Source organism: Pseudoalteromonas sp. SG43-5 (assembly GCF_014164345.1).
GTDB lineage: Bacteria > Pseudomonadota > Gammaproteobacteria > Enterobacterales > Alteromonadaceae > Pseudoalteromonas > Pseudoalteromonas distincta.
The window spans coordinates 1-26,448 of record NZ_JACJFA010000030.1; the positions used below are offsets into that span (position 1 = coordinate 1).

The window sequence follows — 26,448 nt, forward strand, 5'->3', positions numbered from 1 at the left end:
AGAACTCAATCTGTACGAGTGCCCACACAGATGATTGCTTTATATTGTTAAAGAACGTTTTGAGTCGCTTTAGCGTCTCAAGGGATGCGAATAATACACCCTTTATTTTTCGAGTCAATACTTTGTTTTAAATTTTCTTTTGGAAGATTTAAAACCGAAGTTTTATTTAACTCTCTGAGTAGTTCGTGCCTCGCTATGCGTTGGCGTTTCCCGTCTCAGTGGGGTCGCATTATAGGGAGATCCAAAAACAGATCAACCCTTTTTTTAGATCTTTTTACTGTTCGAACAAAAATAGAACAAAACCACGTAAAATCACATGAAAACCCCTCTAAGATGATGCTTTTTTATGCTCTTATTTATTATTTAATACAAATATCATTGCTATGTTTGATTTAGGCGTTAAGATAGCAAGTTCACAATGTTAAATTAATGTTTATTTCCTGTTTATTGGTAGATCTAAAATGAAATTACCCGATCAAAAATCTTTTATCTTCTCTGTTATTCTTGCTGTAGTTGGTTTTGTTGTTGTTGAGTTTGCTTTAGGCGGCTTAGCTTTAAACCCTGCATTACTATTTGGTGCTGGTTTATTAATTGGTGCGATTGCTATTGCTGCAATATCATCTGATGTGACTGAAGAAGCTGAAGTTAAAACAAAAACGCTTTATGTTGGTAACCTTCCTTATCGTGCAAACGAAGGTGTGGTTCGTGCATTATTTGAAGAACAAGGCAAAGTATTCAATGTTCGTTTATTAAAGGATAAGAATACTGGCAAACGTCGTGGCTTTGGTTTTGTTGAAATGGCGCAAGCTGATGCAGACAATGCAATTGCTAACTTGAACGATAGCGAGTTCCAACAACGTACTTTAAAGGTACGTGAAGCAAAACAAAAACAAGAAGATGATTCTAATGCTCTACGTACTGAGACGGATCAGTCAGTGTAACTAGCTTTACCGCTAGCTTATTGCTAAACACATCAGCCGTTGCATAATATTGCAGCGGCTTTTTTATGTCTGTTTGTTTATCCACACATAAGTTAAGTTGGTTAAGTAGGAAGTTGACTCTATTTGCTATCGCTACACCTGAATCAAGTAATTTTACATTCCCTTCAAAATACTGACTAATCGGCTCTGCTAATATCGGAAAGTGCGTACACCCTAGTACAAGTACATCTATTGTTTTATCTATATGTAGTTCATCAAGTACTTGATACAACTTATTTGTATCTAAAGAGCCTGTAAAAAAGCATTCCTCAGCTAACGTTACTAATTCAACACTGCTATACAGATTAACGATCACATTACGTGCATGTTCAGCAATTAATGTTTTTGTGTATGAACTGGCGACCGTTGCCGGTGTGGCTAACAAGCCAATATGATTTGAGCGTGTTAATTCTGCCGCAGGCTTTATTGCTGGCACAACACCTACAATAGGAATATCCGTAATTTGGCGAACAGCGCTGAGTGCAGATGTAGAAGCTGTATTACACGCTATTACAATTAAATCGACGTTAAGCGTGTTGGCTTTGATGAAATGAATAAGTGAACATAATCGGTTAATTATAGTTTGTTGGGATTGAGCACCATAAGGTAGTAATGCATTATCCATAAAATAGCTGTACTGAGCATTGGGGATACTTTGCTTGATATGTTCAAGTACAGTAGTTCCACCAATGCCTGAATCAAAGACCATTATATGCGCTGACAAACTACCGTTCCTACTTTACTTTAAGATCGGCAGTTTGCCATGAGGTTTTTATAAAAGAAAGTAGTTTAACTTTGCGTGGCTTCTAAATCAGTAAGCCTGTCGGCTGCTGAATTTAACTGATTAAGGTTTTCGAACATAGACTTTGTATAATCTACTAACTTATCTATTTGTTCCTGATCTTGATTTAACCATTGGAGAATGCCAGCTAGCTGATTTTGTAATCCAAGCTCACCCGCTTTTTCAAAAGCATTTTTAAGGTCGTCATTAAAAGAAGCTAACCCCTCTGCTACTTGTTTTTCTGGTGCTGGTTTATATTCTTCATAGCTTTTAACTGTTGCTATTGTTTTTGTTTGGCGTAAATCCATAGAAAAAGCCACCAGCTGTTCGCTGTCTAAACTCAGCTCTTGCGCTTGTTCAAATGCTTCATCTAAATCACCACCAAAAAAGGTTTTACTTAAATCTTGTAAGTCTTCCATCATCGCATTAATAGCTTCTTGCTCTTGCTCGTTTAAGTCACCATTTACCGACATCGAAAATGATACCTGTCGAGATTGCGATGATGAGCTTGCAAACGACTCACTATTACTATTTTGCTGATAGCCACTTGCCGATTGAGATTCAAATGCATCAGCAAAGCTAATACTTACCTCATCGCCTTCTGCTGTAGTAAATTTATACTCTGCATTACTCGTCATACTGACGTATTGGGCCTGGCTTATATTTACGCTGGCAGGTTGTGGGTTAAATAACGACTCTTCAAACTTATCCAGCCCATTGTAAATTCCCTCTTTGGACTTATTAATGCCCTCTTCCATGTCATCATTAAATACGCCTGTACCTTTGAGTTCATCAACAGCGTCATCAATCCCTATTTGGACTCCTTTGCGCGCATCGCCTAGCATATCTTTGAGCTTTTCGTCATCAGCGCCGTTAGCTTTTGCTTTATTTACAGCACTACTTACAAAATCGAGTACGTTTTTTACTATTTCATCAAAATCAAATAGTGGTTTATCTGCTTTTTTTTCTGCGATAGGTAATCCAAGCTGCTCAGCCATTTTATCGCCAAGCACCTTTGCGGCCAACTCTCGGCCTCGTTGTTGATAGCTATCTTGAGGAGACGTAATTGTAGGTTGCTGTATATCAGCTTTATTATTGAATTTATTGATGTTGTTGTTTGGCGTAAAGCCATAATTACCTATTTTCATGATTCGTCTCCTAAGCGTGCGTAGTTTATTATCGGCTATAACAACAAAAACTAAAGTACAATGTTCAATAAAACAGCATAAATGCTAGCCAAAACTAGACAAATACGCAGCGCTCCCTACAATAGCGCCGATAAACAGATCTTAGATAAGGTAGTAGCGTTAATGGCAGTTATTAAAATAGATACCACACAGTACCAAGCGCAGTTAAGTGAAAAAGAGCAGCGAATTAGTACGCAGTTTCAACGTTTTGGTGTGGAGCAATTAGAAGTATTTAGCTCAGAGCCAACTAACTACCGCCAACGTGCTGAATTTAGAGTATGGCACGACGGTGATGATCTGTTTCACATTATGTTTGATCAACAAACAAAAGAAAAAATCCGTGTTGATACATTTGACCCAGCAGCGCCTCTAGTAGGTGAAATAATGCAGGTGATGATTGAAAATCTTAAGCCTTGTGAAATATTACGCCGTAAGTTATTTCAAATCGATTACCTATCAACGCTAAGCGGTGAAATTTTAGTAAGCTTGCTTTATCACAAACCACTGGATGATGAATGGTTAAGTGAAATTAAAGCACTGAAAGAAAAGCTTAGCAGTAAATACAAAATTGACTTTATAGGTCGTGCTCGCAAACAAAAAGAAGTACTAGGTGATGACTTTGTAACTGAACGTTTAACAGTTAATGGGCAAGAGCTTATTTATCAACAAGTAGAAAATAGCTTTACTCAGCCTAATGCAAAAGTAAATATTAATATGCTGGAGTGGGCACAAGATTTATGTAAACCACTTAAAAATGATTTACTAGAATTGTATTGTGGTAACGGTAACTTTTCAATTGCATTAGCGGGCTGTTTTAATAAAGTATTAGCGACGGAAATATCAAAATCATCTGTTCACTCTGCTCAATACAACATTGCTAAAAACAACGTAGAGAACTTAGATATTATTCGTATGTCTAGTGAAGAGTTTACTCAAGCAATGAATGGCGAGCGTACTTTCTCTCGTTTAGATGGTATTGATTTAAAAAGCTATGACTGCCAAACCATATTAGTTGATCCACCACGCGCGGGCATGGATGAATTAACGTGTGACTTAGTGGCTAACTACGAAAGTATAATTTATATATCCTGTAATCCTGAAACTCTTGAGCGTGACCTTGATCACTTAACACGTACGCATAACGTTAAGCGCTTTGCTATATTTGATCAGTTCCCTTATACGCATCACATTGAGTCGGGCGTTTTCTTACAGCGCAAATAAATACGTTCAGTAAACGTTACCCATAAAAAAAGCTCCTTAAGGAGCTTTTTTTTGTTTTAGCTAAACTTACTTGTTAGCTAAGTAATTTATTAATTTGCTAATGTCTTCAGGTTTAGTAATACCCGACTCACGACCTAGGTTTAATTTGTACTTACCATTTACAATAAAGGTAGGTACGCCACGTAGTGCGCCTTTTTCTTTAAAGTAGTCTTGGTCGCGTTTCATTTTAGAGCTCAGCGTACGTACCGAGAAGCTTTTAAACAGCTTATCAAACTTATCACCATCAACGCCCTGCGCTACAAATATATCTTTTACATCTGCAAGCTCATTAAATTTAGCGCGCTTTGTATGGATATGATTAAAGATTGCAGAAATAATCTGATCTTTTTGTGGAAGCACTTCAGCTGTCGCCAGTGCTTGGCTCATCATCTGTTGGTTTTCTGGGTCACGTACACCTACAAAATCAACATGGCTCTTTTTAAATTTAACGTTTTTATCAAGCTTAGGCTTAAACTCACCAATTAGTGCTTCCATGTTATTACATGCAGGGCAGTAAAATGAGAAGAACTCTTTAACCTCTGGCTTTTTAGTTGCACGCTCAGAAACTACGTCGTAATGCACGCCTTCTTCATACGTTGCTGCAAAGCTTGTTGCTGCCATAGGAAGTAATATTGCAAGCAAACCTGCTTTAACTAATTTAATCATTATTATGCTCCGAAATTTATAGTGCTAATAAAAACGCTACTAACTCATCAAGTTCTTTTTGATTTTTGATGGTGTTGAGGTTTATTTTATATTTATCGTTAACAATAAAAGTAGGTACACCTGTAAGTGCGCCTAATTTTGAATATTTATTCTGTTTGTTTTGCATTGCTTGCTCAGCTGAAATAACAGGCATGCTTGCAATCTCTTGATCAAATGTTGCGCTATCAATACCATTTACTTCAAGTAATTTTTTAACGTCTTTCATTTCAGTTAATGGTGCACGTTGAACATGGATACTTTTAAAAATTTGATCGCTAATACTTTGCGCCTGACCATGCTGCTTAGCAATTAAGTAAGCAAAGCTTAAATTACTTTGTGCTTGTGGTGACACGCCACCTAAAAAGTTAACGTGGTTTTTAATAAACTCAGCGCCTTCTGGCAAGCCTTTTTCAATTGCTTTTGCTACTGGTTCAAACTTAAAGCAATGTGGACAGTAAAATGAGAAAAACTCAGTTACTTGCGGTGACTTGCTTTTGTCTACATCTATAACAGTGTATTGATTATCAACTTCAAACTGTGCAGCAAGTGCTGCAAATGGTAAACATAAAAGTAATAAACTCAGTTTTAATTTTTTAAGCATTTGTATCTCGTTGTACTTGTCTTTAAATAAAATATTACGGCAATAACTTTAACGGTGCTTCTTGCAATGCTGCAAGTTGCTCTTTCAGTGCTAAAATTTGTTGCTCCCAGTATTTGTCATCAGCAAACCATGTAAAGTTCCGCACAAAAGCAGGATCACTCCATCGTTTAGCTACCCATCCCATATAATGAATAATACGCATTGCTCGCAGCGGTTCAATTAATTTGAGTTGAGAGTGATCAAAATCACAAAACTCTTCATACGCATTTACAAGGGTGTCTAACTGTAACAGTTGCGTCGCTCTATCGCCACTGAGCATCATCCATAAATCTTGGATTGCAGGACCTTGGCGGCTGTCATCTAAATCAACAAACATTAGCGCATCACCTGCCCATAAAATATTACCAACGTGGCAGTCACCATGTAAGCGAATACTTTGCACATCTTTATACTGTTTTTGCGCCTGCTCTATCACTAAATCTAAAATAGTATAAAAAGCAGTATTTATTCCCATGGGCACTAAGTTACTTTTTTGAAGATGAACTTTGGCTGTATGCAAATACTCCTCGCAGGTAACTGTTGGCCTATAAGTAAAAGGTTTTGTTTTAGCTACTTGGTGCATACGGCCAATCAATCGCCCCATTACATCAAGCTGATCTAAATTATCAACCTCAAATAAACGCCCGCCTACACTTGGAAACAACACAAACAAATACCCTTCGTGTTCAAACAAGCTTTGCCCATTATATAAAATAGGGGCAACAACGGGTACTTCTGCATCCGCTAGTTCAAATGCAAAGTCATGCTCTTCTTGAATTTGCTCTTTACTCCAGCGCTCTGGGCGATAAAACTTCACTACGTAACGCAGGCCATCATCCGCTTTAAATTGGTACACTCTGTTTTCATAGCTATTGAGCGCTAATAAACCAGATTCGGCGTACACACCTACGCTTTCTATTGCATCGAGTATTAGATCAGGTGTTAAGTCAATAAAACTAAATTTACTCATACTCTTCTTATATAAAATAAAAGCGGGTTATATACCCGCTTTTGTTAATTGCTATATCAACTTACCTAATTAAGGTAAGTTGCGATTATCGCGCTTTAAAAAAGTTACTCGACTGCGATATTGTCTCATCCGGCTCATCTACCGGTGAAAGCACAAAGTTAAACTCAGTCATCGGCGCCTTCAAATCATAAGGGTCCATTACAAGTGACAATGGTACGTTATGAGATTCCCCTGCCTGCACAGTAAATGACTGCTTACCAATATACTTAAAGTTATCTAACCCTTGTACTTTAATATTAAAGGTTTGCTCGTACTGCGCTTTATTAATTACCTTTAATGTATAGGTGTTCTCTACTAAACCATCAAAATCGACACGATATAATTGGTTTCGGTCACGAATAATATCAAAGTCCATTGTTTTACGCAGTGCTATATTAGCGACAAGCGCTCCCGTAAGCACAACAAGTATGACCGTGTAACCAATAATTTTAGCTCGCAGTGGATTCGTTTTATTTTCTGGGGTTTCGAGATTTCGCTCTGTCGTATATGAAATAAGCCCACGCGGGTATTCCATTTTATCCATTACGCCATCACACGCATCAATACATGCACCACAGTTGATACACTCAGCTTGTAGCCCATTTCTAATATCAATACCTGTTGGGCACACTTGAACGCACAAGTTACAGTCTATACAGTCGCCTAGTTCTAAATCTTTATGGTCTACTTTACGTGAACGAGGACCACGGCTTTCACCTCGGCTTTCGTCGTACGTTACGGTGTATGTGTCTTTATCAAACATAGCTGATTGAAAACGAGAATAAGGACAGATGTGTAAACACATAATTTCTCGCATCCAACCGGCATTACCATAAGTACACGCAGCAAAGAAAATAATACTGACTAGTGCATAACCACCTACATCAAACGTTACAAAGTCAGGGAGTAACTCCCTTATTGGCGTAAAATAACCCACAAAAGAAATTGCGGTATACAACGAAAACAATACCCAACTAGTATGCTTTGCCGTCTTACGCCAAAACTTATCAAAATTCATGGGTCGTTGATCGAGTTTTTTACGTTGATTAGCCGTGCCTTCAAGCTTTTCTTCGAACCAAATAAAAATAAAAGTCCAAACAGTTTGCGGACATGTGTAGCCACACCACACCCGTCCATAGAAGGTGGTCACTAGAAACAACGCAAATGCTGCCAACATAAAAATAAACGCTAATATAGTAAAATCTTGAGGCCATAGCGTTAAACCAAAAATATTGTATTTTTGACCAATTAGATCAAACAGCACAGCTTGCTGGCCATTAAAATTAATCCAAGGTAGTAACATAAACGCAAGCAGGCCTAAGAAGCCAATGCGCTGTCTAAGTAATTGATGTAGACCTTTTACAGCACGCACATAAATACGATTTCGGGGATTGAACCTATCATCTTGACGGCTTAAATCCGGTTTTTGGATTTTCACCTCTACAGGGATATTCTTTACTTTAATTTGCTTGTCCATCGAAGTTCCTCAACGCCGCTTGGAAATAAAAATCCAGCAATACTCAAGTACTCTATACTTAAAGTTAGCAAGTTACTTGCTAGGCATATTTACTTTAATAAATTGCCTTCTCGAATACTTTCAGATATTTCAGAAATATCTGACTGCTGTTAACCATTATAACAATGTTGGTTAAAATTACTGGCATAGATTGCTAATAATTTATTCATCCCAGTTACTTGCTTTTAAAATGCAGTTTATTACACTGCATGGTAATTCAACCCTACTTAGATCAAGGTTTACGTATCCATGAAAAAATTTATTATTTTGGTAGTTGTGATCCTTGCCTTTTTTACAATCGATCACCCACTTATAAAAGAACCTCGCGAAAGGTTACTAGGTGAAGGCATTGGCTTTTTAAGTGATGCAAGCAAGGTCAACAGAAGCCCCGCTGCAAATATGGCGAAAAATAGGATCAGCAGTCAACTTAAACTATCTGAATCTGAAGGTGAGTATGTAGAAAAAACGTTTACAACAGATGACTCTGTTCAGTTATTTCACCTACGCTATTGTCGTGAGCGTGACTTAAACCTTTATTTTTATGACGACCGTTTAAATACGGTATGTAAATTAGTGACTGAAGCATTAGAGCAAAAGCGAGCAAAGTAGTGGATTTTTCAGGATTAAATAAAAAAGCAAGCGACTCATTTCATAAGCAGCGCAATATGCTCAAGCAATTAGCGCAAGGCAAAACATTAAAGTGTGAGAAGTGTAATGGGGTTTTAACACTTGATTTAGCCACCAGTGAACCTGGTAAAGGCATAGTAAAGTGCAAACAAGGCTGTACGGATATTATATTAGAGCTAGGCACTTAGATTAAACTAAGCGCCTAGCTCTAATAATTACTCTTCCCAACTCTCGTCGGTTATCAAGCCACTATTAATTGCGACCACTTCAATTAGTTCAGCAAACCCTAATGCAAAGTCACCCATAGATTCATACTGATACTGACACAAAGCTTCTATTGTCATGTTATTTTGTTTGGCAATCTGAGCTATTGCTAGCTGGTCGAGTGCAAAAAAGCTTAGTGTGCTTAACGCACTTTCTAATGCTTGTTTAAAATCAACGTCTAATTGCGGTGCATTTAACAAAGGTTCTGCATAAGCTTTCGTTGCAACTAAGAAGCCTTTACTCCACGACTTACAAAATTCAGCATCAAATGTGTCTGGTAATTTATATCCAGTTTCGAACACCTGCTCACTAATTTTGTGATAAAGCGCCATAAACAAAAAAAGCATTTCTTCATCTAAATCATTAGCTGTGTTTGGCAATATCTGCTCAAGCCACTCATGTACATCTAATGGGTTAGGCGAACAAATTACACCAAATAAATAGCCTTGGCTTTGTACAAGGGTCATTGCTTGAGATTGGGTATTTAAAAATGAGCTGAGCTGCTTTGCGTGCAACTCAGTAAATTGGGGTATTTGCATTAAAACTCTTTATATTAAAACATTAAAAGTTGAGCGGGTAGCGACCTTGGTTATCTGGTCGGCCTAAAAACTTAACCGCATCATGTACATCTTTAGGTAAGCTGGCATCTGGTTTTACATAACCTGCCACTCTAAAGTCGAAATTAGCTTTAAGTGTAGCATCGGCCTCAAGGCCAAGCGTATTATCTGGGTCAATTAATATAGCAACATCACCCGACTTACAGCTTAACTTACCTGCTAGAGGTCCAATATTAAACCATCCATTTAAACCTTGAACATCAATATTAGGGCTCGCTATTTCACCTTTTAGTGAGTCACAATAAGGTGCGCCTGAGCTGTATTCATCAAGTTCTAATATCACACGCCCTTTAGCGGTAACAGGCAGAGGAAGTTGCACACGCTGCATTGCACGCTCTACAGTTGAGCGTACTAGGGCGTCAGTCACTATTACTTTTTTATTAAAAAACCCATAACTTACATCTGCGTAACCCGAAATATCACTGCGTTCTCGTGGATTACCAAATTTTATGTTCGCATTTAGTTTGCCTGTAAATAATTTCCAGCCTGCAATATCCCAACGCACATTATTTAACTGCTCACCATCAAAACGAACTTGCATCATTTGACCTTGCCAAACAGTGCCTACAGTTTGCCCAACTTCTAATTGCTTTGGAAAATACGGCTTTGCTATATCAAGCGCAATACTGGCTGGTAATTTAATAATACAAAACACAATAAAACTAATTAAAAAGACAGCCGATAACGTTATTATTTTTTTCATTAATTAATTCTCTAATACTAAACGGCTTACGCGCACATAGCCTGATTTATCATCGCGACTTAAATCTAAATTTTCAATTTTTAAACCATGCTGATTTACTAGCTCATCTAGCCATTCTATTAACTGATTAAACTCTACTGAGTCGAGCGTCAAACGAAGTGAATCACTACTGGGCTGCATTTTACTAATATTGATTTTATAGCGTCCACGAGTAGAGTTTACCACTTGGCTTAAGTTTGTATTGCTAGCAACACTGGTGTTGCCTGCAGCCTTTAGCTTAACAATACTGTCATCAACCCAAGCTAATAGCTCTTGTTGTTTAATTTGAGATTGCTGTGCTTTTTCTATCGCGTTATTTAATGGCCTAAATATTCCCATTACTAAAACAAAAATAATAAACACACCACCAGCGACCATTACCAATTGTTGTTCTTGCTCTTTAAGCGAACGCCACTGTTTCATTAACTGCTTTTTCATACTGCACCTCGCAGTTTAATTTCACCTACGACATAATCACCGTCATTATTTAAAGACCCTTGCTCAACAGTTAAACCTTGCTTTTCAAGTATGATTTTTACTTTACCAAAAGTTTGGAAGTCTTTAGCCCGTGCACGAATTCGCAGCTCATTACGACGTTTGTCATAACGAAGTGTTTCAGGTGTAAATTCGCTGACTTGCGAAAATACATCAACCAAATTAGTCGTTAAGTCTAAAAAGCCGGATTCACTTGAGCCTTGTATTTTATCTAACGCGCCTTTAATTTGGCTTTTAATTAGATTCGGGCGAACTTTAGTTCCCGGAAATGCTTTTTGATATCTGTCGACTACTTGAGCTTTAGCTACTTCTACTTGTGTATTAAGTTGGTGTAACTCAATAGCTTTTATTGTAATTGTAGAAACCAATGCAACACTTGCTATAATTGCGGCGCCTTTCCAGTAACCCCACCACAAAGCGCTTTGTTTTTTAAGCTGATACATACCTTGGCGTAAGTTAAAATTAACGCTATCTAACTGTTTTGCAAATAATGCTAAAGGTAAGTCGTAATCGCTTGTTTGGGCTTGTAAGTTAACGCTTTCAGGAAACTGATTAGCAGGACTAAAATGTTTAATGTCGGGGTTACCCATGGCTGATAAATAGCCATTCAACCAACTAGATTCAACCGCACTAATATGCCATTGCCCTTGCTTAAACAACCATTGGTTGTTGAGCTCAATAGCAGTTACGGCACCATCATCTGCAAGCGGTAACAACAAGGCATCGGGTAATATTCTGTATACTGATAAATTATGCTCAGCAAATAATGCGAGCCATTGTTCAAACCATTCACGGTCAGTCATTGCTACTCGTATTGCATGTTGCTCACCAAGCATTGTCGGCTGCGCTACAGCTATAAACAGTTCATCTACGTCACATGCTATATCTTCTTCGAGCATATATGGCAGTGCTTGCTCAAGCTTGCGATTCCATTTTGTTGGCAAAGCGACTGTTTTTAATTGCACTTGGTCACTTGGTAATAACACGACAACTTCTCGGGTAAGCGCTCTTTCACTTAGCTCACTTAAATGCTCTACATTTGGTAACTCGCCACTGGCTATTATTTCTTGTTCTTGTGGTGAGTAAATTAACCAGTTAAGTAATTCTTGCTCGTTTTGACCCGTGCGGATCAACAGTATTTCTGTCACTGTACGCCTCCAAATTTTCGCGCCAGTATCGTTACGTCACCGTCTTTAGCGTGCAGTAATGTGGTCATCGAAAAACGCAGGTCGACAAAATTTGCCTGCGTTTGTAATTTAAAATATTCGCTTTTAATGCTAAATAAACTTTTTACTGAGTCGGTATTAGTACCGCCTTGCTGCTTCACCTGTTCAAAAAATTCATCAATGGTGTCAAAGCCAGTTTGCGGTCTTGCACCTATCACAGCCTCTGCGCCAGATAAGCTCAAGCTTTCTATTAAGGCACTTAGTATAAGAGCTTGCTCTGGAATTAATGTATTTACGTTAATTGATAAAAGTGTACTGCCGGGTATTACACATACATACGGCAATACTTTTTCCATCACTAATGGATTAAAGCCCTTAACTAAGCGCAGCTCCGATGTTGATGCAAATAAACTATTGGCTGTCATATACGGAAAATCTCGTGATAAATACTCGTCTTCCTCTGCGCCTGAGCGATACGTAATACTGTTCTCGTCAAGCCAATCGAATACGCTATCTGCCATTGTCTCTTCTGATTCATCAGCAGGTAAATCTTCAATATTTTCAAGTAATGCAAATAGTGCTTTATGCGCAGGGTTTGTTTTACTCGCGCTGTTTGTATCTGGCGCTATAGCTAAAGCATTTAAATTTAAACATGCTTGTAAATCAGTAATTTTGCCACTTAACGTGCCGTTATCAACAGGGTATGAAGCATCACCTTGAGTTGCCCAAACTTGATCAAGTGTTGTTTTATCGGCATCATCTTTTTTACTTTGTATTAGCCCTTTAATAGCAAGCTCTTCTGCACCGTAGGCGTACCATTTAGCTTGCTGATGACCTTGCAAATTAGTACTTTTTTGCACTTGCACCATTAAATTAGCACTCATTTCTACTGCTAAAATAGCCGCTAATGCCACAATAAACAAAACAATAACAAGTGCTGCGCCGCGCGATGATTTCTGCTTAACCATTATCCACGCTCGTATCTTGTGTTGTGCTTGGTGGAGCAACAACCTTGCCCTGCCCTGGTACTAAAAATACTCGACGAATCGGCTCTGCTTTTATTTGTTGCAACGTAACAGCAACCGCTTTAGGGAGAGCTTTAATTTCCCATTGTTCTTGCCATTCGTTTTTATCATCCAAAAACTCAAACTTAAGCTCTTCAATATTTTCCAGTACACGTTGAACCCGCGGCTCCATATTATCAAGCTGATCAACATAAACCCGATAAACACGCTCAAGGTTATCGTCTATCACTCTATAACCGACGGCTTGTAGCTCAGAACGTGGTAATAAATTTATTGGATTTATCCAACCATCTCGTACAAACGCAATACCATCGTACTGGCTTTCTAAAACATAACGACCAGCCAATAAGTATTGCTCTTGAACATCGCCCGACTCATTGCGAACTGCGCGTTTGGTCATTTGGCTAAAATCTTGATCCATCAACCTAAATGTTGTTTGCAATCCATTTAGCTCAGTAATTTTTTCATCTGAGGCATCTTTTGCTCTTGTTGTCGTCTCGAGTATTTGATGAGTAGCAATAATAACAAAAGCTAAAATACCCAGTGCAACCATAACTTCGAGTAATGTAAACCCGCGCTGCTTCACTTACTTTTTGCCTTTATTGAGATACGTTGATAACTCATATGCCGAATGCTCATACTTTTCATCCGTAAAAACATTGATTGTTAGCTTAACAAAGCTCTTATCAGCGGTAGCGGTTACTTCTTGTTGCCAAAACCATTCAACGCCGCCCATTACTTCGCTGCCTTTAAGGTTATTTTTACCTTGCCATTGCTCACCTTTAGTACGTTGTTCAATAATAACGTTTTCGGCGACCCACGATGCGTAGGTTTGTTCTTCAATAGTGGTTAAGTGATGTATATGCTCGCTTGTTGCTTGCATTGCCGCTATGCCCGCCATGGCGCAAATACTTAATGCGACAAGCACTTCTAATAAGGTAAACCCTTTAGTATGCTTCATTATTCTGGTTCTCGGCGAAAGTTAATGGGTGCTGTAAATTCACCTTCAATGTAATACACAGGCTCACTTTGATCTTTTAACTCTAATATAAGCTGAAACGCACTTACTTCACCTGATGACAAAATAAGTACTTGTGGGATTTTTAACTTTTTAAGCTCAAGTAAACTGTCTTCATCGCCACCACTCATAAGCTCGCGCCAGTTAGATTGCTCTAAGAGATTATCTTGCGCCCACGCTAAATCTTCTAAATTAAGAGTAAGCTTTAATCTTTCATCTAATTCTATTGGTTTAAAAAGATCTTCACGGTCAAAGGTAATCCACTTTTCACCATCGAAAACTAAATATTCTAGCGTGTTGTCTTCAACTAACAATCCCAATTCAACTTGGTTTAAAATAGCAAATTCAGATGCCATATTAATGGTGGTATGCAGCCTGAGTGCTTGAGTATCTAATTCTTCCTCCGCACCGCCTTCTAAGCTGTATACCACCATTTTGGTGGCAAAAGCGATGATCACTAGTACCACTAAAATTTCAATTAAACTAAAGCCGCTGCTTTTTGTATGACACTGCTTAAGGCTTGCTTTCATAGCAAGCCTCTAGCATTAACATGTTCATACAGAACGGTGTACTTAGGCATTATTGTTTTTCTTCGTCCCAGTTACCGATATCGTCATCAGTACCTACTTCACCATCTGGGCCCATAGAAAAAATATCGAACTTGCCAATTTCACCCGGGCTAATTAACTGATATAGATTGCCCCATGGATCCTCTGGTAGTTCATTAATAAAACCACCGTCAGGGAAACGCTTTGGAACCGGTTCAATACTTGTTTGAGTTACTAGCGCTTCAAGACCTTGCTCTGTGCTTGGGTAGCTCTTATTTTTAAGCTTGTATAAGCTCATTGCATCTTCTAATTGCTGAATATCTAGATGCGCTTTATCGATAGCGGCCTCTTCTTGCTGGCCCATAATGTTAGGTGCAACAATTGACATAATCATTCCGATGATAACCAGTACCACCATTACTTCTAGTAAAGAAAAACCTGATTGTTTATTCACGTAATTACCTCATTATTCTAAAAACACTAAGTAAAAATGGTTTAGGTAAAACCATTAATATATTTAAAAATTATTTTAACTTAAAGTCCAACAGCTTTATTCATAGCCATTATTGGCTGTAATATTGCCATTACTATAAATAATACAATAACCGCCATTGAGGCGATCATCGCAGGCTCTAGTAGTTTAAGCGATACATTAACCATGCTCTCAAATTCGCGATCTTGGTTATTTGCAGCACGCTCTAACATTTGCTCTAGTTCACCTGATTTTTCACCACTTGCTATCATATGCAGCATCATTGGTGGAAACAACTTAGTTTGCTGAAGTGCAGCTCTTAAGCTTGCACCCTCACTCACTCTATCGGATGCATCAGCAACCGCTTTTTTAATCTTTTCGTTAATGAGTACGCCACCCGATATACGCATTCCCTCAAGCAGTGGCACTGAACTTGATGATAAAATACTTAAAGTACGCGCAAAACGTGCGGTGTTAATACCACGAGCCACTTTACCTATGCCTGGCATATGTAGCACTCGGTCATCCCACCAAAAACGTATTTTTGGCTGTTTAAGTGCATGCTTAATACCAATAGCGATTGCTGTGATGGCTATTAAACTAATAAACCAGTAATTTTGCACAAAATGGCTACCCGCCATAACCCATTCGGTTGTCCAAGGGAGTACTTGTTTCGTTTTTTCAAACGTTTTTAATATTTTTGGTACCACCGTACCCAGTAATACCGACACAATACCAATTGCAAATACCACTAAAATAATAGGGTAAACCATAGCCTGAGTTATTTGGCTACGCATATGTTGGCGCTGCTCGGTATAGTCGGCTAAACGATTAAGTACTTGATCAAGGTGGCCCGACTTTTCGCCTGCGGCTACCATTGCACGATATAAGTCGTCAAAAACATGAGGAAACTCACTAAGACCATCGGCAAGGGTGTAACCTTCAACTACTTTTGAACGTACCGACATAAGCATACGCTTTAAACGCGGCTTTTCACATTGTTCAGCAACAGCCATAACTGCGCCTTCAACAGGGAGTGCCGATTGTATCAATGTTGCTAATTGGCGGGTTATAAGCGCTAAGTCTGAGGTTGAAATTGTTGGTTTAAAAAAGCCACCGAATAAAGGGGCTTTTTCACCTTTGACTTGTTTGTCACTTTGCGCCGCAGGGATAACTTCAAGCGGCGTTAATTTTTGGTCACGCAAAGTTTGGCGAATTTGTTTAGCTGTATCGGCCTCTAAAATGCCTTTTTTTTCTTTACCTCGGCCATCTAAGGCACGGTATTCAAACGCCGCCATAGTTAGCCTTCCTCACGGGTAACACGCAATACTTCTTCAAGTGTTGTTTTACCTGCAAGTACACGGCTACACCCATCTTGGCGAATACTTGGGCTGCGCTTACGAATGTATTTTTCTACGCTTTGCTCGCCTTTACCGTTGTGAATCATTTCGCGTATGGTTTCATCAACTACAAGTAACTCGTGAATACCGGTACGACCACGGTAACCATTAAAGTTACACTCTTCACACCCCACCGCTCGGTAGATTGTAGGTTGGCTTTCAAAAGGAGTACCTAACAACTGGCATTCATGCTCATCAGCCGTGTGACCTTCTTTACAGGTATTACATAACGTACGTACTAAACGCTGTGATAACACACCGAGTAACGACGATGAAAGTAAGAATGGTTCAACACCCATATCTTCCATACGTGTAATTGCACCCGATGCAGTATTAGTATGCAGAGTAGACATAACAAGGTGACCGGTAAGTGACGCTTGAACACCAATTTGCGCAGTTTCAAGATCGCGTATTTCACCCACCATTACTACATCAGGATCTTGACGTAATATTGCACGTAAACCACGAGCAAATGTCATATCAACTTTTGCATTAACTTGAGTTTGGCCTATGCCTGGAATTTCGTACTCTATCGGATCTTCAACAGTAAGAATGTTACGATCGCGTGAGTTAATTTGACTCATACCAGCATATAGGGTGGTACTTTTACCAGAACCTGTTGGTCCTGTTACTAAAATAATTCCGTGAGGTTTACTAATTAAATCTGAAAACAATGCACGATTTTCTGCAGTCATACCTAAGTCTTCTAGGTTTAAACGCGCGTTATTTTTATCAAGTAAACGCAGCACCACACGCTCACCAAAGCTCGATGGCATTGTTGATACACGCACATCAACTGCACGTCCGGCAATACGTAAACTAATACGGCCATCTTGTGGGATACGTTTTTCGGCTATATCAAGCTTAGCCATTACTTTAATACGAGATACAAGTAACGACGCAAGTTTCCGATTAGGCTTAAGGACTTCTTTAAGTACGCCATCTACCCTAAAGCGAATAACAAGCTCTTGCTCGAAGGTTTCGATATGAATATCAGAAGCCCCTTCTTTAATCGCTTCGCTAAGCATGGCATTAATAAGCTTGATGATTGGCGCGTCATCGTCACCAGCAAGTAAATCTTCAGTTTGTGGGAGCTCATCAGCAAGTGAAAATAAGTCAACCTCGTTGCCAATATCTTCCATCATTTGTTGCGTTTCAGAGCTATCACGTTGGTATGACGCTTCAAGCAATAGCTCAAACTTATCATCAGCCAATTGCTCAAGTGTAAAACCATGGCCTGCGATACGACGTACTTCTAATAGTACTTCCACATCTAGCTCACCACGGTAGTAAACTATACGGTGATCTTTATTTTTGCCAAGTAACACACCTGCACGTTTTGCATACGAAAACGGCAAACGCTTTGCTGGTAACTCAACTAATACATCACTCGTTAATAGCTCATCCTGATTATGCGTTTGAGGATGAACCACATCTTGGTTTATCTCTTGAATCGCATTAGTCATCTTTACGCTCTTGTGCATTTTGTTTACGTAGAGACTCTTCATACGTAGGTGGAAGTACTAATTCGTCATTCCACTCAGGTAAAATAGGCGTATCAGTCATTGGCATTAACTCAATACCGTCTTCTTTTTGTTTAAACTGCTCACCACGAATAAAGTTATATTTATTAAAGCTTAACTTATTCATGCTTACACCATCACGAATAATGGTTGGTCGAATAAACACAATAAGATTACGCTTACGGCGTGTTGTGTTTGTTGATCTAAACAGGTGACCTAAAATAGGGATATCGCCTAATAACGGTACCTTAGAAACACTTTCTTGTACGTCTTCGTCAATTAAACCGCCAAGTACAACCATACCGCCATCATCGGCCATAACCGTTGTTTTGATTGCACGTTTATTAACTGAAATATCAACAGCAGTTGCACCACTTACACTTGATACTTCTTGCTCAATTGTAAGCTGTACTGCAGAGCCATCGTTAATCTGTGGCGTAACTATCAGTTTAATACCGACTTCTTGACGCTCAACCGTTTGAAATGGGTTAGCATTATTACTGCCCGTTTGTGAGCCTGTAATAATAGGCACTTCTTGACCAACTAAAATTGAGGCTTCTTCGTTATCCATTGTAGTAATAGACGGTGTAGCCAAAATATTTGAATTTGTATCAGTGGCAACAGCCTGAATAATTGCGCCCCAGTCATTTTTAACAACGCCCAGCGCTAAACCATTAATGCCACTTAGCAATGAAGCAAGCGCATCATAGTCACCCTCAGTCGTTTCGTCATAACTAGTAACGGTTCCAGTTTCTGTACCAATAATAGTTTTAGTTACGGTTGTATCTTGTGCTTGCTCTGCAGCAACAGCTAATGAACCAACAGGAACCGTAGTACCATTGTTAAATTGCAACATACCGCCCTGCTCAGAAATCCACTGCAGGCCTAAGTTAACCCCGTCACCTTCCATTACTTCAATAATAATGGCTTCTACAAGTACTTGTGCACGGCGAATATCAAGGCGTTCAATTACAGATTCAAGTGATCGCATTGTGTCTGGCTGTGCGGTGATAATTAGTGAATTTGAATCTGGGTGAGCTTCTATACTGCTTTCGTTGTTACTTCTGCTACGAGTCTTAGTGGTACCGCCTTGTGCATCTTCAACAAGTGACTTACTTACGCCTTGCAGTACTTTTACTAAATCTTCAGCTTTAGCATAATTTAGGTAAAACACTTTGGTATTACCTTGGCTTTCTAATTCGCCATCTAAGCGCTTAATAAGCTCTATGGCACGTGTACGTGCTTGGCCTTCACCACTTACAATAACGCTATTAGTTCGGCCATCAGCGACTACTTTTGGAATTAAAAACTCAGGTACGCTGCCTTTGCCGCTGTCTTTATAAATATTGTCTACCACAGAGACAACATCATCTGCTGTTGCATATTTAAGCTTAACAATGTCTACACGCTTATCACCCGCCTGATCAACAGAGCGAATAATCTCAACTAAGCGATTAACCGATGCAGCATGCCCCGTTAACATCATTACGTTAGCCGCATTAAAGTTAGCAACATGGCCGCCATCTTTTTGATCGCTAAATTGACGAACCAAAGGGCCTAGTTCTTGTACGCTCACATTTTTGACACGTACAACACGTGTAATCATCATATCGCCGCTAGCTTCACTACCTTCGGTAATAAGTGGCACATTTGATTTTTTGGCGTCTGAACTTTTTTCTACCTTAAGAATGCCATTGTCCATTTCAACAGCTGAGTAGCCATAAACTTCCAATACATTTAAGAAGAACTGGTAATAAAGCGCTTCGTCCATTAACTCATAACTGCGAACATTTACTTTGCCGCGCACGTTAGGGTCAATAATTACTGTTTTATTGAGATTTTTACCAACAATATTAATAAACTCGTTGATATCAGTGCCTTTAAAGTTAGCAGCATATTCAACAGCAGAAACAGACAAAGAAATACTTGCCGCCAAAAAAAGTGCCGCGTACTTAGCTAACCCTTTTTTAATTTTTTTGAGGTGTAGCACCTGAACCATTATATTAAAACTCCAAAGCTAAATTATTGCAGACTAAATTGCACATCAATTTGTTCACCATCACGTTCTATAGTGATATTGGCATCTGTACTATTACGCAGCTCGTTAATAGCTGACATAGCCTGTTTTAAATCTGTTAATTGATAGCCATTTATAGAAATAGCCAAATCGTTATTTTTTAATCCCATTTGCTTAAACAGTTCAGGTTCTTTACCTGGACTTAAGCGGTATCCAATTAGTTCACCATCATTCATAGCCTGTGAAACACGTATATAGTCAAATAACTTGCCCGGTTCTTCGAGTAACTCTTCACGTGTTTCTATAATTGCTTCTTTAACGTCTGGGTCTGCGGTGGCGTCTATTTGTAATTCACTTGGCTCTAATTTTTGCGGACCCATTTCGGCATCGTCACGCGCAGCGAGTACAGGCATAGATACTTTTTTACTAAAATCGAGCCCATCAAGCATTAATGTTTCAAAACCTCCATTAATACCTAAAATAACACGATCAGGCAGTATCTGCGCTACTTCAGCGCGCGTGCCAAGTACAACTTCTTCAACAAGGTAGCTTACTTGCTTACCTTGTGATTCAATAATTGCTATGCCTGCTTGGTCATCATTATTAACAGCTACAATACCGGTTAAATTAATACTTAGGCGTGTTTCTGGCGCATTATTTATAACCTGCGATTGTTTTGCAGTATTATTGTTATTTGTTACAGTTTTTTTACCAAATAAAAATTGCTCAATAATATGCTGCGCTGAGTTATTGCTCGCACCAGATGGCTGATTAGCATAATGAGTAGGAGTAAGTAGAGTTACTGGTGGTTTCGGCCATAAAAGCCAGACAAGCTTTGATAATAAAAATGCAAGATAAACAACAACTAACAGTGTCACTAATGCACTTAATTTAGCATGCGGTAACCGCGTTAAAAATTGTTTTAGTTGTTGGATTTGCTGTTCCATAAATAGTGTTCTTATTTTAATTTACTGCGTTAGCGCGTACCCATAGTACCCTTTCATTTTTCTTTCAACAAGCACACTAATATTAAACTTTGTAAACAGATTAAATTAACTTTACATAGTAGTACAAAAAGTAAACGGCTGTTGTAATACCTTCATCCTACGATGATTTCATGATAAATTTTAAGCTATAAAAACGTGGGGAAATGCCTTATGAGTAAAAAAAGTAATGCTAATACCAACTCAGACCATGCAGATGAGTTAAAAGTTCGATTAGATAAATGGTTATGGGCTGCACGATTTTATAAAACTCGTGCTGTTGCACGTGAAATGGTGCAAGGCGGCAAAGTACATTATAATGGCCAACGTACAAAAGCGAGCAAAATAGTAGATGTTGGTGCAAAAGTAAAACTTGCTCAGGGTGTAGATGAAAAACTGATAACTATACTCACAGTGCTTGAAAAACGTCAAAGCGCCCCCATTGCACAGACCATGTATCAAGAATCTGATGCAAGTATTGCTAAACGCGAAGAAAACAGCATCGCACGCAAAAATAACAGTTTTTTTGCTCCTCATCCGGATAAAAAACCGGATAAAAAGCAAAGACGCGAACTTTTAAAAATGAAATCAAGTTAGGTATAGCCGCTCATGCAACAAGATTTACTTCACCGTTATTTATTCAACGAACTAGATGTTCGTGGCGAACTCGTACAAATCGAGAGTGCTTATAATGAAATGATTGCCGACCATAATTACCCAGACCCTGTTAAAGCATTACTTGGTGAGTTACTCGTTGCAACCTGTTTACTTACTGCTACCTTAAAGTTTGAAGGGGAAATTGCTGTACAGCTTCAAGGTGATGGCCCAGTTAAATATGCTGTTATAAATGGTGATGACAAACAAAATATGCGTGGCATTGCACGCCTGCAAAGCGAAATTGCGGGCACAACTGTAAAAGAGCTTATTGGCCAAGGCTATATGGTAATCACTATTACCCCTGAAAAAGGTGAACGCTACCAGGGTATAGTGCCGCTAGAGCATGATACTCTTAGTGAATGTATTGAAAGTTACTTTGAGCAATCTGAGCAGCTAAAAACACGTCTTTGGTTTGCAACTGACACTACTGAAGGTAGCGCAAAAGCATGTGGTCTATTTTTACAAGTGCTTCCAGTTGATAAACAAAAATCAATTGAAGACTTTGCACACCTAGAAGCATTAAGTAACACGATTAAAAATGAAGAGTTGTTACACTTAGATGCGAACACTGTTCTTACACGTCTTTATCACGAAGATAATCCTCGTGTATTTGAGCCTCAAGCGATTAAATTCAAATGCGGTTGTAGTCGTGATAAAACAATTACTGCACTTGTTAATATTGGACAAGAAGAACTACTTAAAGACGTAACCGAAAAAGGGTCTGTTAATATTAACTGTCATTACTGTTTAAAAGAGTATGTTTTTAACGAACAAGATATAAAAAGCATTTTCAACTAAATATTCAGCTTCATCTATATATAGTAATTAAAGCCGCATAATATGCGGTTTTATATTATAAAAAGATGATACCGGTGTCATCTTTTCTGCTAATTTCATGACACCGGTATCATTGAAATTATTCATGTTTTTTCTTAAATATATGTGTTTTTAGAGGCTTTACGGGCTCGAATATCTTAAAACCTTCTGTTACTATAATTTCAGTTTAAGGGCACTGATAACCCCAGAGCTATCCGTTCAAACTCTCACACATAGTTAGGTATAAACATGACTACAGGCGCTACACGTTTTGTCGATTTAACCGCAGCTGAACTTGTCGAGCATGCGATCCGCCGTGGCGAAGGTACTTTAGCCGCAAATGGTGCTTTTGTTGCAATTACAGGAAAACGAACTGGTCGTTCACCAAAAGATCGTTTTATTGTACAAGAAGCTACAACTCAAGATGACATTCAATGGGGCAATGTTAACCGCCCATTTGATGCAGACAAATTTGACGCTTTATGGGCTCGCGTAGAAGCACATGTTCAAAGTAATGACCACTTCACCTCTCACCTAGAAGTTGGCGCAGACCCTGAGCATTATCTACCTGTAGTCGTAACTACAGAAACAGCGTGGCACCATATTTTTGCCAAAAACATGTTTATCGAACCGCAAAACTATAACGCTTCAAACTTACCGCAATGGCAAGTAATGAACGTTCCTTCGTTTGTATGTGAGCCAGAGCGTGATGGCACAAATAGCGATGGCACCGTCATTATTAACTTTGCACAGCGTAAAGTATTACTAGCTGGTATGCGTTACGCCGGTGAAATGAAGAAATCGATGTTTTCTGTGCAAAACTTCCTACTACCAGCAAAAGGTGTATTACCAATGCACTGCTCTGCTAACGTTGGTGAAGCAGGCGATACAGCATTGTTCTTCGGTTTATCTGGTACAGGTAAAACAACGCTTTCAGCAGATCCAACTCGCTTTTTAATTGGTGATGACGAACACGGTTGGGCACCTGGCAGCGTGTTTAATATTGAAGGCGGTTGTTATGCTAAGTGTATCGACCTGTCACAAAAGAATGAGCCTGTAATTTGGAATGCTATTCGCTTTGGCACTATTTTAGAAAATGTAGTGTTAGATGAAAAAGGCATTCCAGATTTTAACGATACTAGCCTTACTCAAAATAGCCGTGCAGCATATCCACTTGAACACGTTGAAAAACGTAAAGTAGAAAACCGCGCAGGCGAACCAAAAGCTGTTGTATTTTTAACTTGTGATGTAAGCGGTGTATTACCACCAGTTTCTATACTTAGCGAAGAAGCTGCTGCTTTTCACTTTTTAAGTGGATACACAGCAAAAGTTGGCTCTACTGAAATTGGCTCTACTAGCGATATTGAATCAACATTTTCGACATGTTTTGGCGCACCATTCTTCCCACGCCCTGCTGGTGTTTACGCTGAGCTTCTTATGAAGCGTGTACGCGAGTTTGGCGCTAAAGTGTACCTTGTGAATACAGGTTGGACTGGCGGCCCTTACGGCACAGGTAAACGTTTTGATATTCCAACTACTCGTGCAGTAATTGATGCAATCGTATCAGGTAAATTAGCGGGTGTTGAAACTCAGCACATTGATGTTTTAAACCTAGATGTACCGGTAGCCGTTCCTGGTGTAGATACTAACTTACTTAACCCAATCAATACTTGGGAAGACAAAGCTAAGTACAATGAATATGCAGCAAAACTAGCCGCTGACTTCACTGAAAACTTTGCTAAGTACGACGTATCAGACGATATAAAAAATGCAGGACCTAAAGCTTAAGTAAACTTTAAGATTGTATTTTAACGCCAGCCTAGAGCTGGCGTTTTTACTTCTTAAATAATTAATTTAATAAGTGCGACAAAATGCCGCACAACTCATATCAAAAACCATATAATATACCGCGTAATTAATCATTCCTTAATGCCCAATAAATCTGCATTACCCATTACGGCTACTTAATTGATGACACCAAAGCTTTCATGGCGAAAAACCTCAAGACGATTACATTTGTACTTAGGCCTCTCGGTAGGCGTATTACTCACTATTATTAGCCTTTCTGGCTCCGTGTTAGTTTATTACCCACAAATAGACTCACTGTTAAATCCAATTAATGACACTACTAATACAAAAATACCTGATTGGGATAAAGCATACAGTAAGTTAAGGAAAAATTTCCCTACAAAGCTCGGACCATGGCGATTAGAAAATACAGGTGTGAATTCAATTGTACCCGCACGTTACTATAACCCTATAGAAACAAAAGAGCATGGCTTTGCGCCTTTAATGGTTTGGCTATCTAGTGATAACGATGAAGTAATACGCAAAGACTACTGGGGGGAATACCTAGTAACTTGGATATACAACTTACATTTTTCATTACTAACAGGAGCAACAGGCACTCTAGTTGTTGGTTATATAGGCATAGCCACATTACTTCTTATTATCTCTGGATTCTTTGCTTGGTTTCCAAAGCCTGGGCAGTGGGTAAAGGCACTAAAATTTAAATCTCGTAGCTCTAAAATAGGTTTGCTATACGACTGGCATAAACTAATTGGTTTAACCTTCTGCATACCGCTACTAGCTTTAACTGTTACAGGTGTTATGCTCGCTATTCCAAAACAAACAGATCCTATATTAACCGCTCTAGTTAGCGATATAAACTCCCCACCAAAAACACAAATTCAACCGAGCAAACAAACCGATATTCCTTTATCACAAGCGGTATTAATAGCTGAAAAAGCATTACCGAATGCGCGTTTAGCTTGGATTGAAACACCATCAAACTTAAATGCTATTTACAGATTAAGATTTCAAACTGTAAACGATCCTTCATATCGCTTTCCACATAGCTATATAGAGGTTAATGCACTTACAGGAAAGTTAGAGAGCGTGTTTAATATAGATAAGCAAAGTACGACTAGTAAAATAAAAAACTGGATGCACCCTCTACATGACGGCAGCATTGGCGGTAACATTTTAAAAGTCATTTGGGTGCTGAGTGGCTTTGGATCTGCTGCATTGTTCTTTATTGGCGTATATAGATGGTTAGTTAGAACCAAGAGAATACAAAATAAACTTTAGTTGAAAGAGCACCTAGTCACTTTTCAGTAAGTCTTGTCGATGGTTTTTTAATATAAAGTATATGCCCTTAGTTAATCTTAGGATTAAAAATTAATAACGGTAAATACATATTAAATTAAAACAGCCCTTAATTACCAATCTACATATAAAACAATTAATGAATACTGGTAGATAACGTGGTTAGTCTATACAGGTACTCCATAAGTACTATTAAATAAATATCATGCCCCTTAGATTTAAGCTCTATGTGTAAAACCTCTGTATCAATCTCTACCTAACTATTTTTATTCTCTTCAGTTAACCTACCCAAAACGTATATAAAGGCTTAAAGTTCATGTTCAATACTTATCACAAGACCAGATAATTAACGCTTTTATATTAGGTCAGATGTTAAACCAATTGGTATTATTTACCCACAGTACAAATGCTACCACTCATTGTCGAGCGGAGGTTTTTTATGCTTTTGACGTCGGGAGTCGCTACGCTCGCCCGACCTACGTGATGGGTGTTGCTGTGAGTGTGTGTTAACTGCGCACATTTCACTTTTCTGCAGATGTAAAAAAGCCCGACTATTTCTAGTCGGGCTCTCTACAATGTGAGGTCGGTGCGCTACGCAGTAGGATGTCGTAGTACCCACAGCGGTAGAAAATCACAGTGAAATGCTACTGTATCGACCGACTGAGATATTGAGGGGTTTTGTTGCGATTTTCACATCGGGAGTCGCTACGCTCGCCCGACCTACGAGATGAATATTGCTGTGAGTGTGCGTTAATTGCGCACATTTTACTTTTCTGCAGACGTAAAAAAGCCCGACTATTTCTAGTCGGGCTCTCTACAATTTGAAGCCTGGTAATGTCCTACTTTCACATAGCAAATGCTACACTATCATCGGCGCTGTTTCGTTTCACTA

At 38.9% G+C, this 26,448-nt stretch carries 27 protein-coding genes; 8 read left to right on the forward strand and 19 right to left on the reverse strand.

Annotated elements, in window-relative coordinates; all coding sequences use genetic code 11:
* Positions 1–461: 461 nt before the first annotated feature.
* Positions 462–941, forward strand: a complete 480-nt coding sequence (locus tag H5161_RS18930) for an RNA-binding protein (RefSeq protein WP_024596401.1) — start codon at positions 462–464, stop codon at positions 939–941.
* Here H5161_RS18930 and murI read toward each other — a convergent pair.
* Together murI and H5161_RS18940 are read right to left on the reverse strand one after the other, a co-directional pair.
* Positions 904–1,704 carry a glutamate racemase gene (gene murI / locus H5161_RS18935; protein ID WP_024596400.1) on the reverse strand — a complete coding sequence of 267 codons (801 nt, stop codon included), beginning with the start codon at positions 1,702–1,704 and terminating at the stop codon, positions 904–906. The two genes, H5161_RS18930 and murI, sit on opposite strands and share 38 nt — an antisense overlap.
* 65 nt (positions 1,705–1,769) lie before the next feature.
* Positions 1,770–2,909 carry a DUF5610 domain-containing protein gene (locus H5161_RS18940; RefSeq protein ID WP_182769866.1) on the reverse strand — a complete coding sequence of 380 codons (1,140 nt, stop codon included), beginning with the start codon at positions 2,907–2,909 and terminating at the stop codon, positions 1,770–1,772.
* A 162-nt stretch (positions 2,910–3,071) separates the two neighbouring features.
* On the opposite strand from H5161_RS18940, the gene trmA reads away from it, so the two are divergent.
* Positions 3,072–4,169, forward strand: coding sequence for a tRNA (uridine(54)-C5)-methyltransferase TrmA (trmA, locus tag H5161_RS18945; protein ID WP_154904185.1), 1,098 nt, complete (start codon positions 3,072–3,074; stop codon positions 4,167–4,169).
* A gap of 66 nt (positions 4,170–4,235) precedes the next feature.
* Here trmA and H5161_RS18950 read toward each other — a convergent pair whose 3' ends face one another.
* The 4 genes from H5161_RS18950 to ccoG form a co-directional block, all read right to left on the reverse strand.
* Positions 4,236–4,874, reverse strand: coding sequence for a thiol:disulfide interchange protein DsbA/DsbL (locus H5161_RS18950; protein WP_002962055.1), 639 nt, complete (start codon positions 4,872–4,874; stop codon positions 4,236–4,238).
* A 16-nt stretch (positions 4,875–4,890) separates the two neighbouring features.
* On the reverse strand, positions 4,891–5,514 hold the full coding sequence (locus H5161_RS18955; protein WP_002962054.1) for a thiol:disulfide interchange protein DsbA/DsbL: 624 nt from the start codon (positions 5,512–5,514) through the stop codon (positions 4,891–4,893).
* A gap of 34 nt (positions 5,515–5,548) precedes the next feature.
* Entirely contained in the window at positions 5,549–6,523 is a 975-nt protein-coding gene (locus H5161_RS18960; protein ID WP_024596396.1) for a serine/threonine protein kinase, read from the reverse strand.
* Between the two features lie 85 nt (positions 6,524–6,608).
* Positions 6,609–8,039 carry a cytochrome c oxidase accessory protein CcoG gene (gene ccoG, locus H5161_RS18965; RefSeq protein WP_002962052.1) on the reverse strand — a complete coding sequence of 477 codons (1,431 nt, stop codon included), beginning with the start codon at positions 8,037–8,039 and terminating at the stop codon, positions 6,609–6,611.
* 288 nt (positions 8,040–8,327) lie between these two features.
* Here ccoG and H5161_RS18970 point away from each other — a divergent pair, with 288 nt between their 5' ends.
* Complete coding sequence (locus H5161_RS18970; protein ID WP_182769867.1) at positions 8,328–8,687, forward strand: hypothetical protein; 360 nt, start codon at positions 8,328–8,330, stop codon at positions 8,685–8,687.
* The gene (locus H5161_RS18975) at positions 8,687–8,893 is read left to right on the forward strand and encodes a hypothetical protein (protein ID WP_002962050.1); all 207 of its coding nucleotides are present in this window, start codon (positions 8,687–8,689) and stop codon (positions 8,891–8,893) included. Before H5161_RS18970 ends, H5161_RS18975 begins: the two co-directional genes overlap by 1 nt.
* Before the next feature lie 27 nt (positions 8,894–8,920).
* Here H5161_RS18975 and H5161_RS18980 read toward each other — a convergent pair whose 3' ends face one another.
* The 13 genes from H5161_RS18980 to gspC form a co-directional block, all read right to left on the reverse strand.
* The gene (locus H5161_RS18980; RefSeq protein ID WP_024596395.1) at positions 8,921–9,508 is read right to left on the reverse strand and encodes a UPF0149 family protein; all 588 of its coding nucleotides are present in this window, start codon (positions 9,506–9,508) and stop codon (positions 8,921–8,923) included.
* Positions 9,509–9,530: 22 nt separating this feature from the next.
* On the reverse strand, positions 9,531–10,289 hold the full coding sequence (locus H5161_RS18985; RefSeq protein WP_182683009.1) for a type II secretion system protein N: 759 nt from the start codon (positions 10,287–10,289) through the stop codon (positions 9,531–9,533).
* A gap of 3 nt (positions 10,290–10,292) precedes the next feature.
* Positions 10,293–10,766: a type II secretion system protein GspM gene (gene gspM / locus H5161_RS18990; RefSeq protein ID WP_024596393.1), complete on the reverse strand. Its 474-nt coding sequence runs from the start codon at positions 10,764–10,766 to the stop codon at positions 10,293–10,295.
* Positions 10,763–11,971: a type II secretion system protein GspL gene (gene gspL / locus H5161_RS18995; protein ID WP_182769868.1), complete on the reverse strand. Its 1,209-nt coding sequence runs from the start codon at positions 11,969–11,971 to the stop codon at positions 10,763–10,765. Before gspL ends, gspM begins: the two co-directional genes overlap by 4 nt.
* A complete protein-coding gene (gene gspK / locus H5161_RS19000; protein ID WP_182769869.1) occupies positions 11,968–12,957 on the reverse strand; it encodes a type II secretion system minor pseudopilin GspK in 990 nt (329 codons plus the stop codon). Before gspK ends, gspL begins: the two co-directional genes overlap by 4 nt.
* Positions 12,950–13,600, reverse strand: a complete 651-nt coding sequence (gene gspJ, locus H5161_RS19005; protein ID WP_076926096.1) for a type II secretion system minor pseudopilin GspJ — start codon at positions 13,598–13,600, stop codon at positions 12,950–12,952. Before gspJ ends, gspK begins: the two co-directional genes overlap by 8 nt.
* Positions 13,601–13,975, reverse strand: a complete 375-nt coding sequence (gene gspI / locus H5161_RS19010; protein WP_024597726.1) for a type II secretion system minor pseudopilin GspI — start codon at positions 13,973–13,975, stop codon at positions 13,601–13,603.
* On the reverse strand, positions 13,975–14,562 hold the full coding sequence (locus H5161_RS19015) for a prepilin-type N-terminal cleavage/methylation domain-containing protein (RefSeq protein WP_024597727.1): 588 nt from the start codon (positions 14,560–14,562) through the stop codon (positions 13,975–13,977). The genes gspI and H5161_RS19015 overlap by 1 nt, the downstream gene beginning before the upstream one ends.
* Before the next feature lie 49 nt (positions 14,563–14,611).
* Complete coding sequence (gene gspG / locus H5161_RS19020; RefSeq protein WP_007586585.1) at positions 14,612–15,034, reverse strand: type II secretion system major pseudopilin GspG; 423 nt, start codon at positions 15,032–15,034, stop codon at positions 14,612–14,614.
* An 80-nt stretch (positions 15,035–15,114) separates the two neighbouring features.
* The gene (gspF, locus tag H5161_RS19025) at positions 15,115–16,350 is read right to left on the reverse strand and encodes a type II secretion system inner membrane protein GspF (protein ID WP_170072979.1); all 1,236 of its coding nucleotides are present in this window, start codon (positions 16,348–16,350) and stop codon (positions 15,115–15,117) included.
* Between the two features lie 2 nt (positions 16,351–16,352).
* Positions 16,353–17,918, reverse strand: coding sequence for a type II secretion system ATPase GspE (gene gspE / locus H5161_RS19030; protein ID WP_024605967.1), 1,566 nt, complete (start codon positions 17,916–17,918; stop codon positions 16,353–16,355).
* Positions 17,911–19,974: a type II secretion system secretin GspD gene (gspD, locus tag H5161_RS19035; RefSeq protein ID WP_182769870.1), complete on the reverse strand. Its 2,064-nt coding sequence runs from the start codon at positions 19,972–19,974 to the stop codon at positions 17,911–17,913. Before gspD ends, gspE begins: the two co-directional genes overlap by 8 nt.
* A 23-nt stretch (positions 19,975–19,997) precedes the next feature.
* Entirely contained in the window at positions 19,998–20,939 is a 942-nt protein-coding gene (gene gspC / locus H5161_RS19040) for a type II secretion system protein GspC (protein ID WP_024598237.1), read from the reverse strand.
* 210 nt (positions 20,940–21,149) lie between these two features.
* Here gspC and hslR point away from each other — a divergent pair, with 210 nt between their 5' ends.
* The 4 genes from hslR (at position 21,150) to H5161_RS19060 (ending at position 25,538) form a co-directional block, all read left to right on the forward strand.
* Entirely contained in the window at positions 21,150–21,572 is a 423-nt protein-coding gene (gene hslR / locus H5161_RS19045; protein WP_024598238.1) for a ribosome-associated heat shock protein Hsp15, read from the forward strand.
* 12 nt (positions 21,573–21,584) lie between these two features.
* Positions 21,585–22,430 carry an Hsp33 family molecular chaperone HslO gene (gene hslO, locus H5161_RS19050; RefSeq protein WP_182769871.1) on the forward strand — a complete coding sequence of 282 codons (846 nt, stop codon included), beginning with the start codon at positions 21,585–21,587 and terminating at the stop codon, positions 22,428–22,430.
* Positions 22,431–22,697: 267 nt separating this feature from the next.
* Positions 22,698–24,236, forward strand: coding sequence for a phosphoenolpyruvate carboxykinase (locus tag H5161_RS19055; protein ID WP_076926092.1), 1,539 nt, complete (start codon positions 22,698–22,700; stop codon positions 24,234–24,236).
* A gap of 183 nt (positions 24,237–24,419) precedes the next feature.
* Complete coding sequence (locus tag H5161_RS19060; protein ID WP_182769872.1) at positions 24,420–25,538, forward strand: PepSY domain-containing protein; 1,119 nt, start codon at positions 24,420–24,422, stop codon at positions 25,536–25,538.
* Positions 25,539–26,448: the final 910 nt, after the last annotated feature.

Coding starts and splice junctions, on each gene's coding strand:
- H5161_RS18930 (WP_024596401.1), top strand. CDS start 462: ATGAAATTACCCGATCAAAAATCTTTTATCTTCTCTGTTATTCTTGCT.
- H5161_RS18940 (WP_182769866.1), bottom strand. CDS start 2,909: ATGAAAATAGGTAATTATGGCTTTACGCCAAACAACAACATCAATAAA.
- trmA (WP_154904185.1), top strand. CDS start 3,072: ATGGCAGTTATTAAAATAGATACCACACAGTACCAAGCGCAGTTAAGT.
- H5161_RS18950 (WP_002962055.1), bottom strand. CDS start 4,874: ATGATTAAATTAGTTAAAGCAGGTTTGCTTGCAATATTACTTCCTATG.
- H5161_RS18955 (WP_002962054.1), bottom strand. CDS start 5,514: ATGCTTAAAAAATTAAAACTGAGTTTATTACTTTTATGTTTACCATTT.
- H5161_RS18960 (WP_024596396.1), bottom strand. CDS start 6,523: ATGAGTAAATTTAGTTTTATTGACTTAACACCTGATCTAATACTCGAT.
- ccoG (WP_002962052.1), bottom strand. CDS start 8,039: ATGGACAAGCAAATTAAAGTAAAGAATATCCCTGTAGAGGTGAAAATC.
- H5161_RS18970 (WP_182769867.1), top strand. CDS start 8,328: ATGAAAAAATTTATTATTTTGGTAGTTGTGATCCTTGCCTTTTTTACA.
- H5161_RS18980 (WP_024596395.1), bottom strand. CDS start 9,508: ATGCAAATACCCCAATTTACTGAGTTGCACGCAAAGCAGCTCAGCTCA.
- H5161_RS18985 (WP_182683009.1), bottom strand. CDS start 10,289: ATGAAAAAAATAATAACGTTATCGGCTGTCTTTTTAATTAGTTTTATT.
- gspM (WP_024596393.1), bottom strand. CDS start 10,766: ATGAAAAAGCAGTTAATGAAACAGTGGCGTTCGCTTAAAGAGCAAGAA.
- gspK (WP_182769869.1), bottom strand. CDS start 12,957: ATGGTTAAGCAGAAATCATCGCGCGGCGCAGCACTTGTTATTGTTTTG.
- gspI (WP_024597726.1), bottom strand. CDS start 13,975: ATGAAGCATACTAAAGGGTTTACCTTATTAGAAGTGCTTGTCGCATTA.
- H5161_RS19015 (WP_024597727.1), bottom strand. CDS start 14,562: ATGAAAGCAAGCCTTAAGCAGTGTCATACAAAAAGCAGCGGCTTTAGT.
- gspF (WP_170072979.1), bottom strand. CDS start 16,350: ATGGCGGCGTTTGAATACCGTGCCTTAGATGGCCGAGGTAAAGAAAAA.
- gspE (WP_024605967.1), bottom strand. CDS start 17,918: ATGACTAATGCGATTCAAGAGATAAACCAAGATGTGGTTCATCCTCAA.
- gspD (WP_182769870.1), bottom strand. CDS start 19,974: ATGGTTCAGGTGCTACACCTCAAAAAAATTAAAAAAGGGTTAGCTAAG.
- gspC (WP_024598237.1), bottom strand. CDS start 20,939: ATGGAACAGCAAATCCAACAACTAAAACAATTTTTAACGCGGTTACCG.
- hslR (WP_024598238.1), top strand. CDS start 21,150: ATGAGTAAAAAAAGTAATGCTAATACCAACTCAGACCATGCAGATGAG.
- hslO (WP_182769871.1), top strand. CDS start 21,585: ATGCAACAAGATTTACTTCACCGTTATTTATTCAACGAACTAGATGTT.
- H5161_RS19055 (WP_076926092.1), top strand. CDS start 22,698: ATGACTACAGGCGCTACACGTTTTGTCGATTTAACCGCAGCTGAACTT.
- H5161_RS19060 (WP_182769872.1), top strand. CDS start 24,420: ATGACACCAAAGCTTTCATGGCGAAAAACCTCAAGACGATTACATTTG.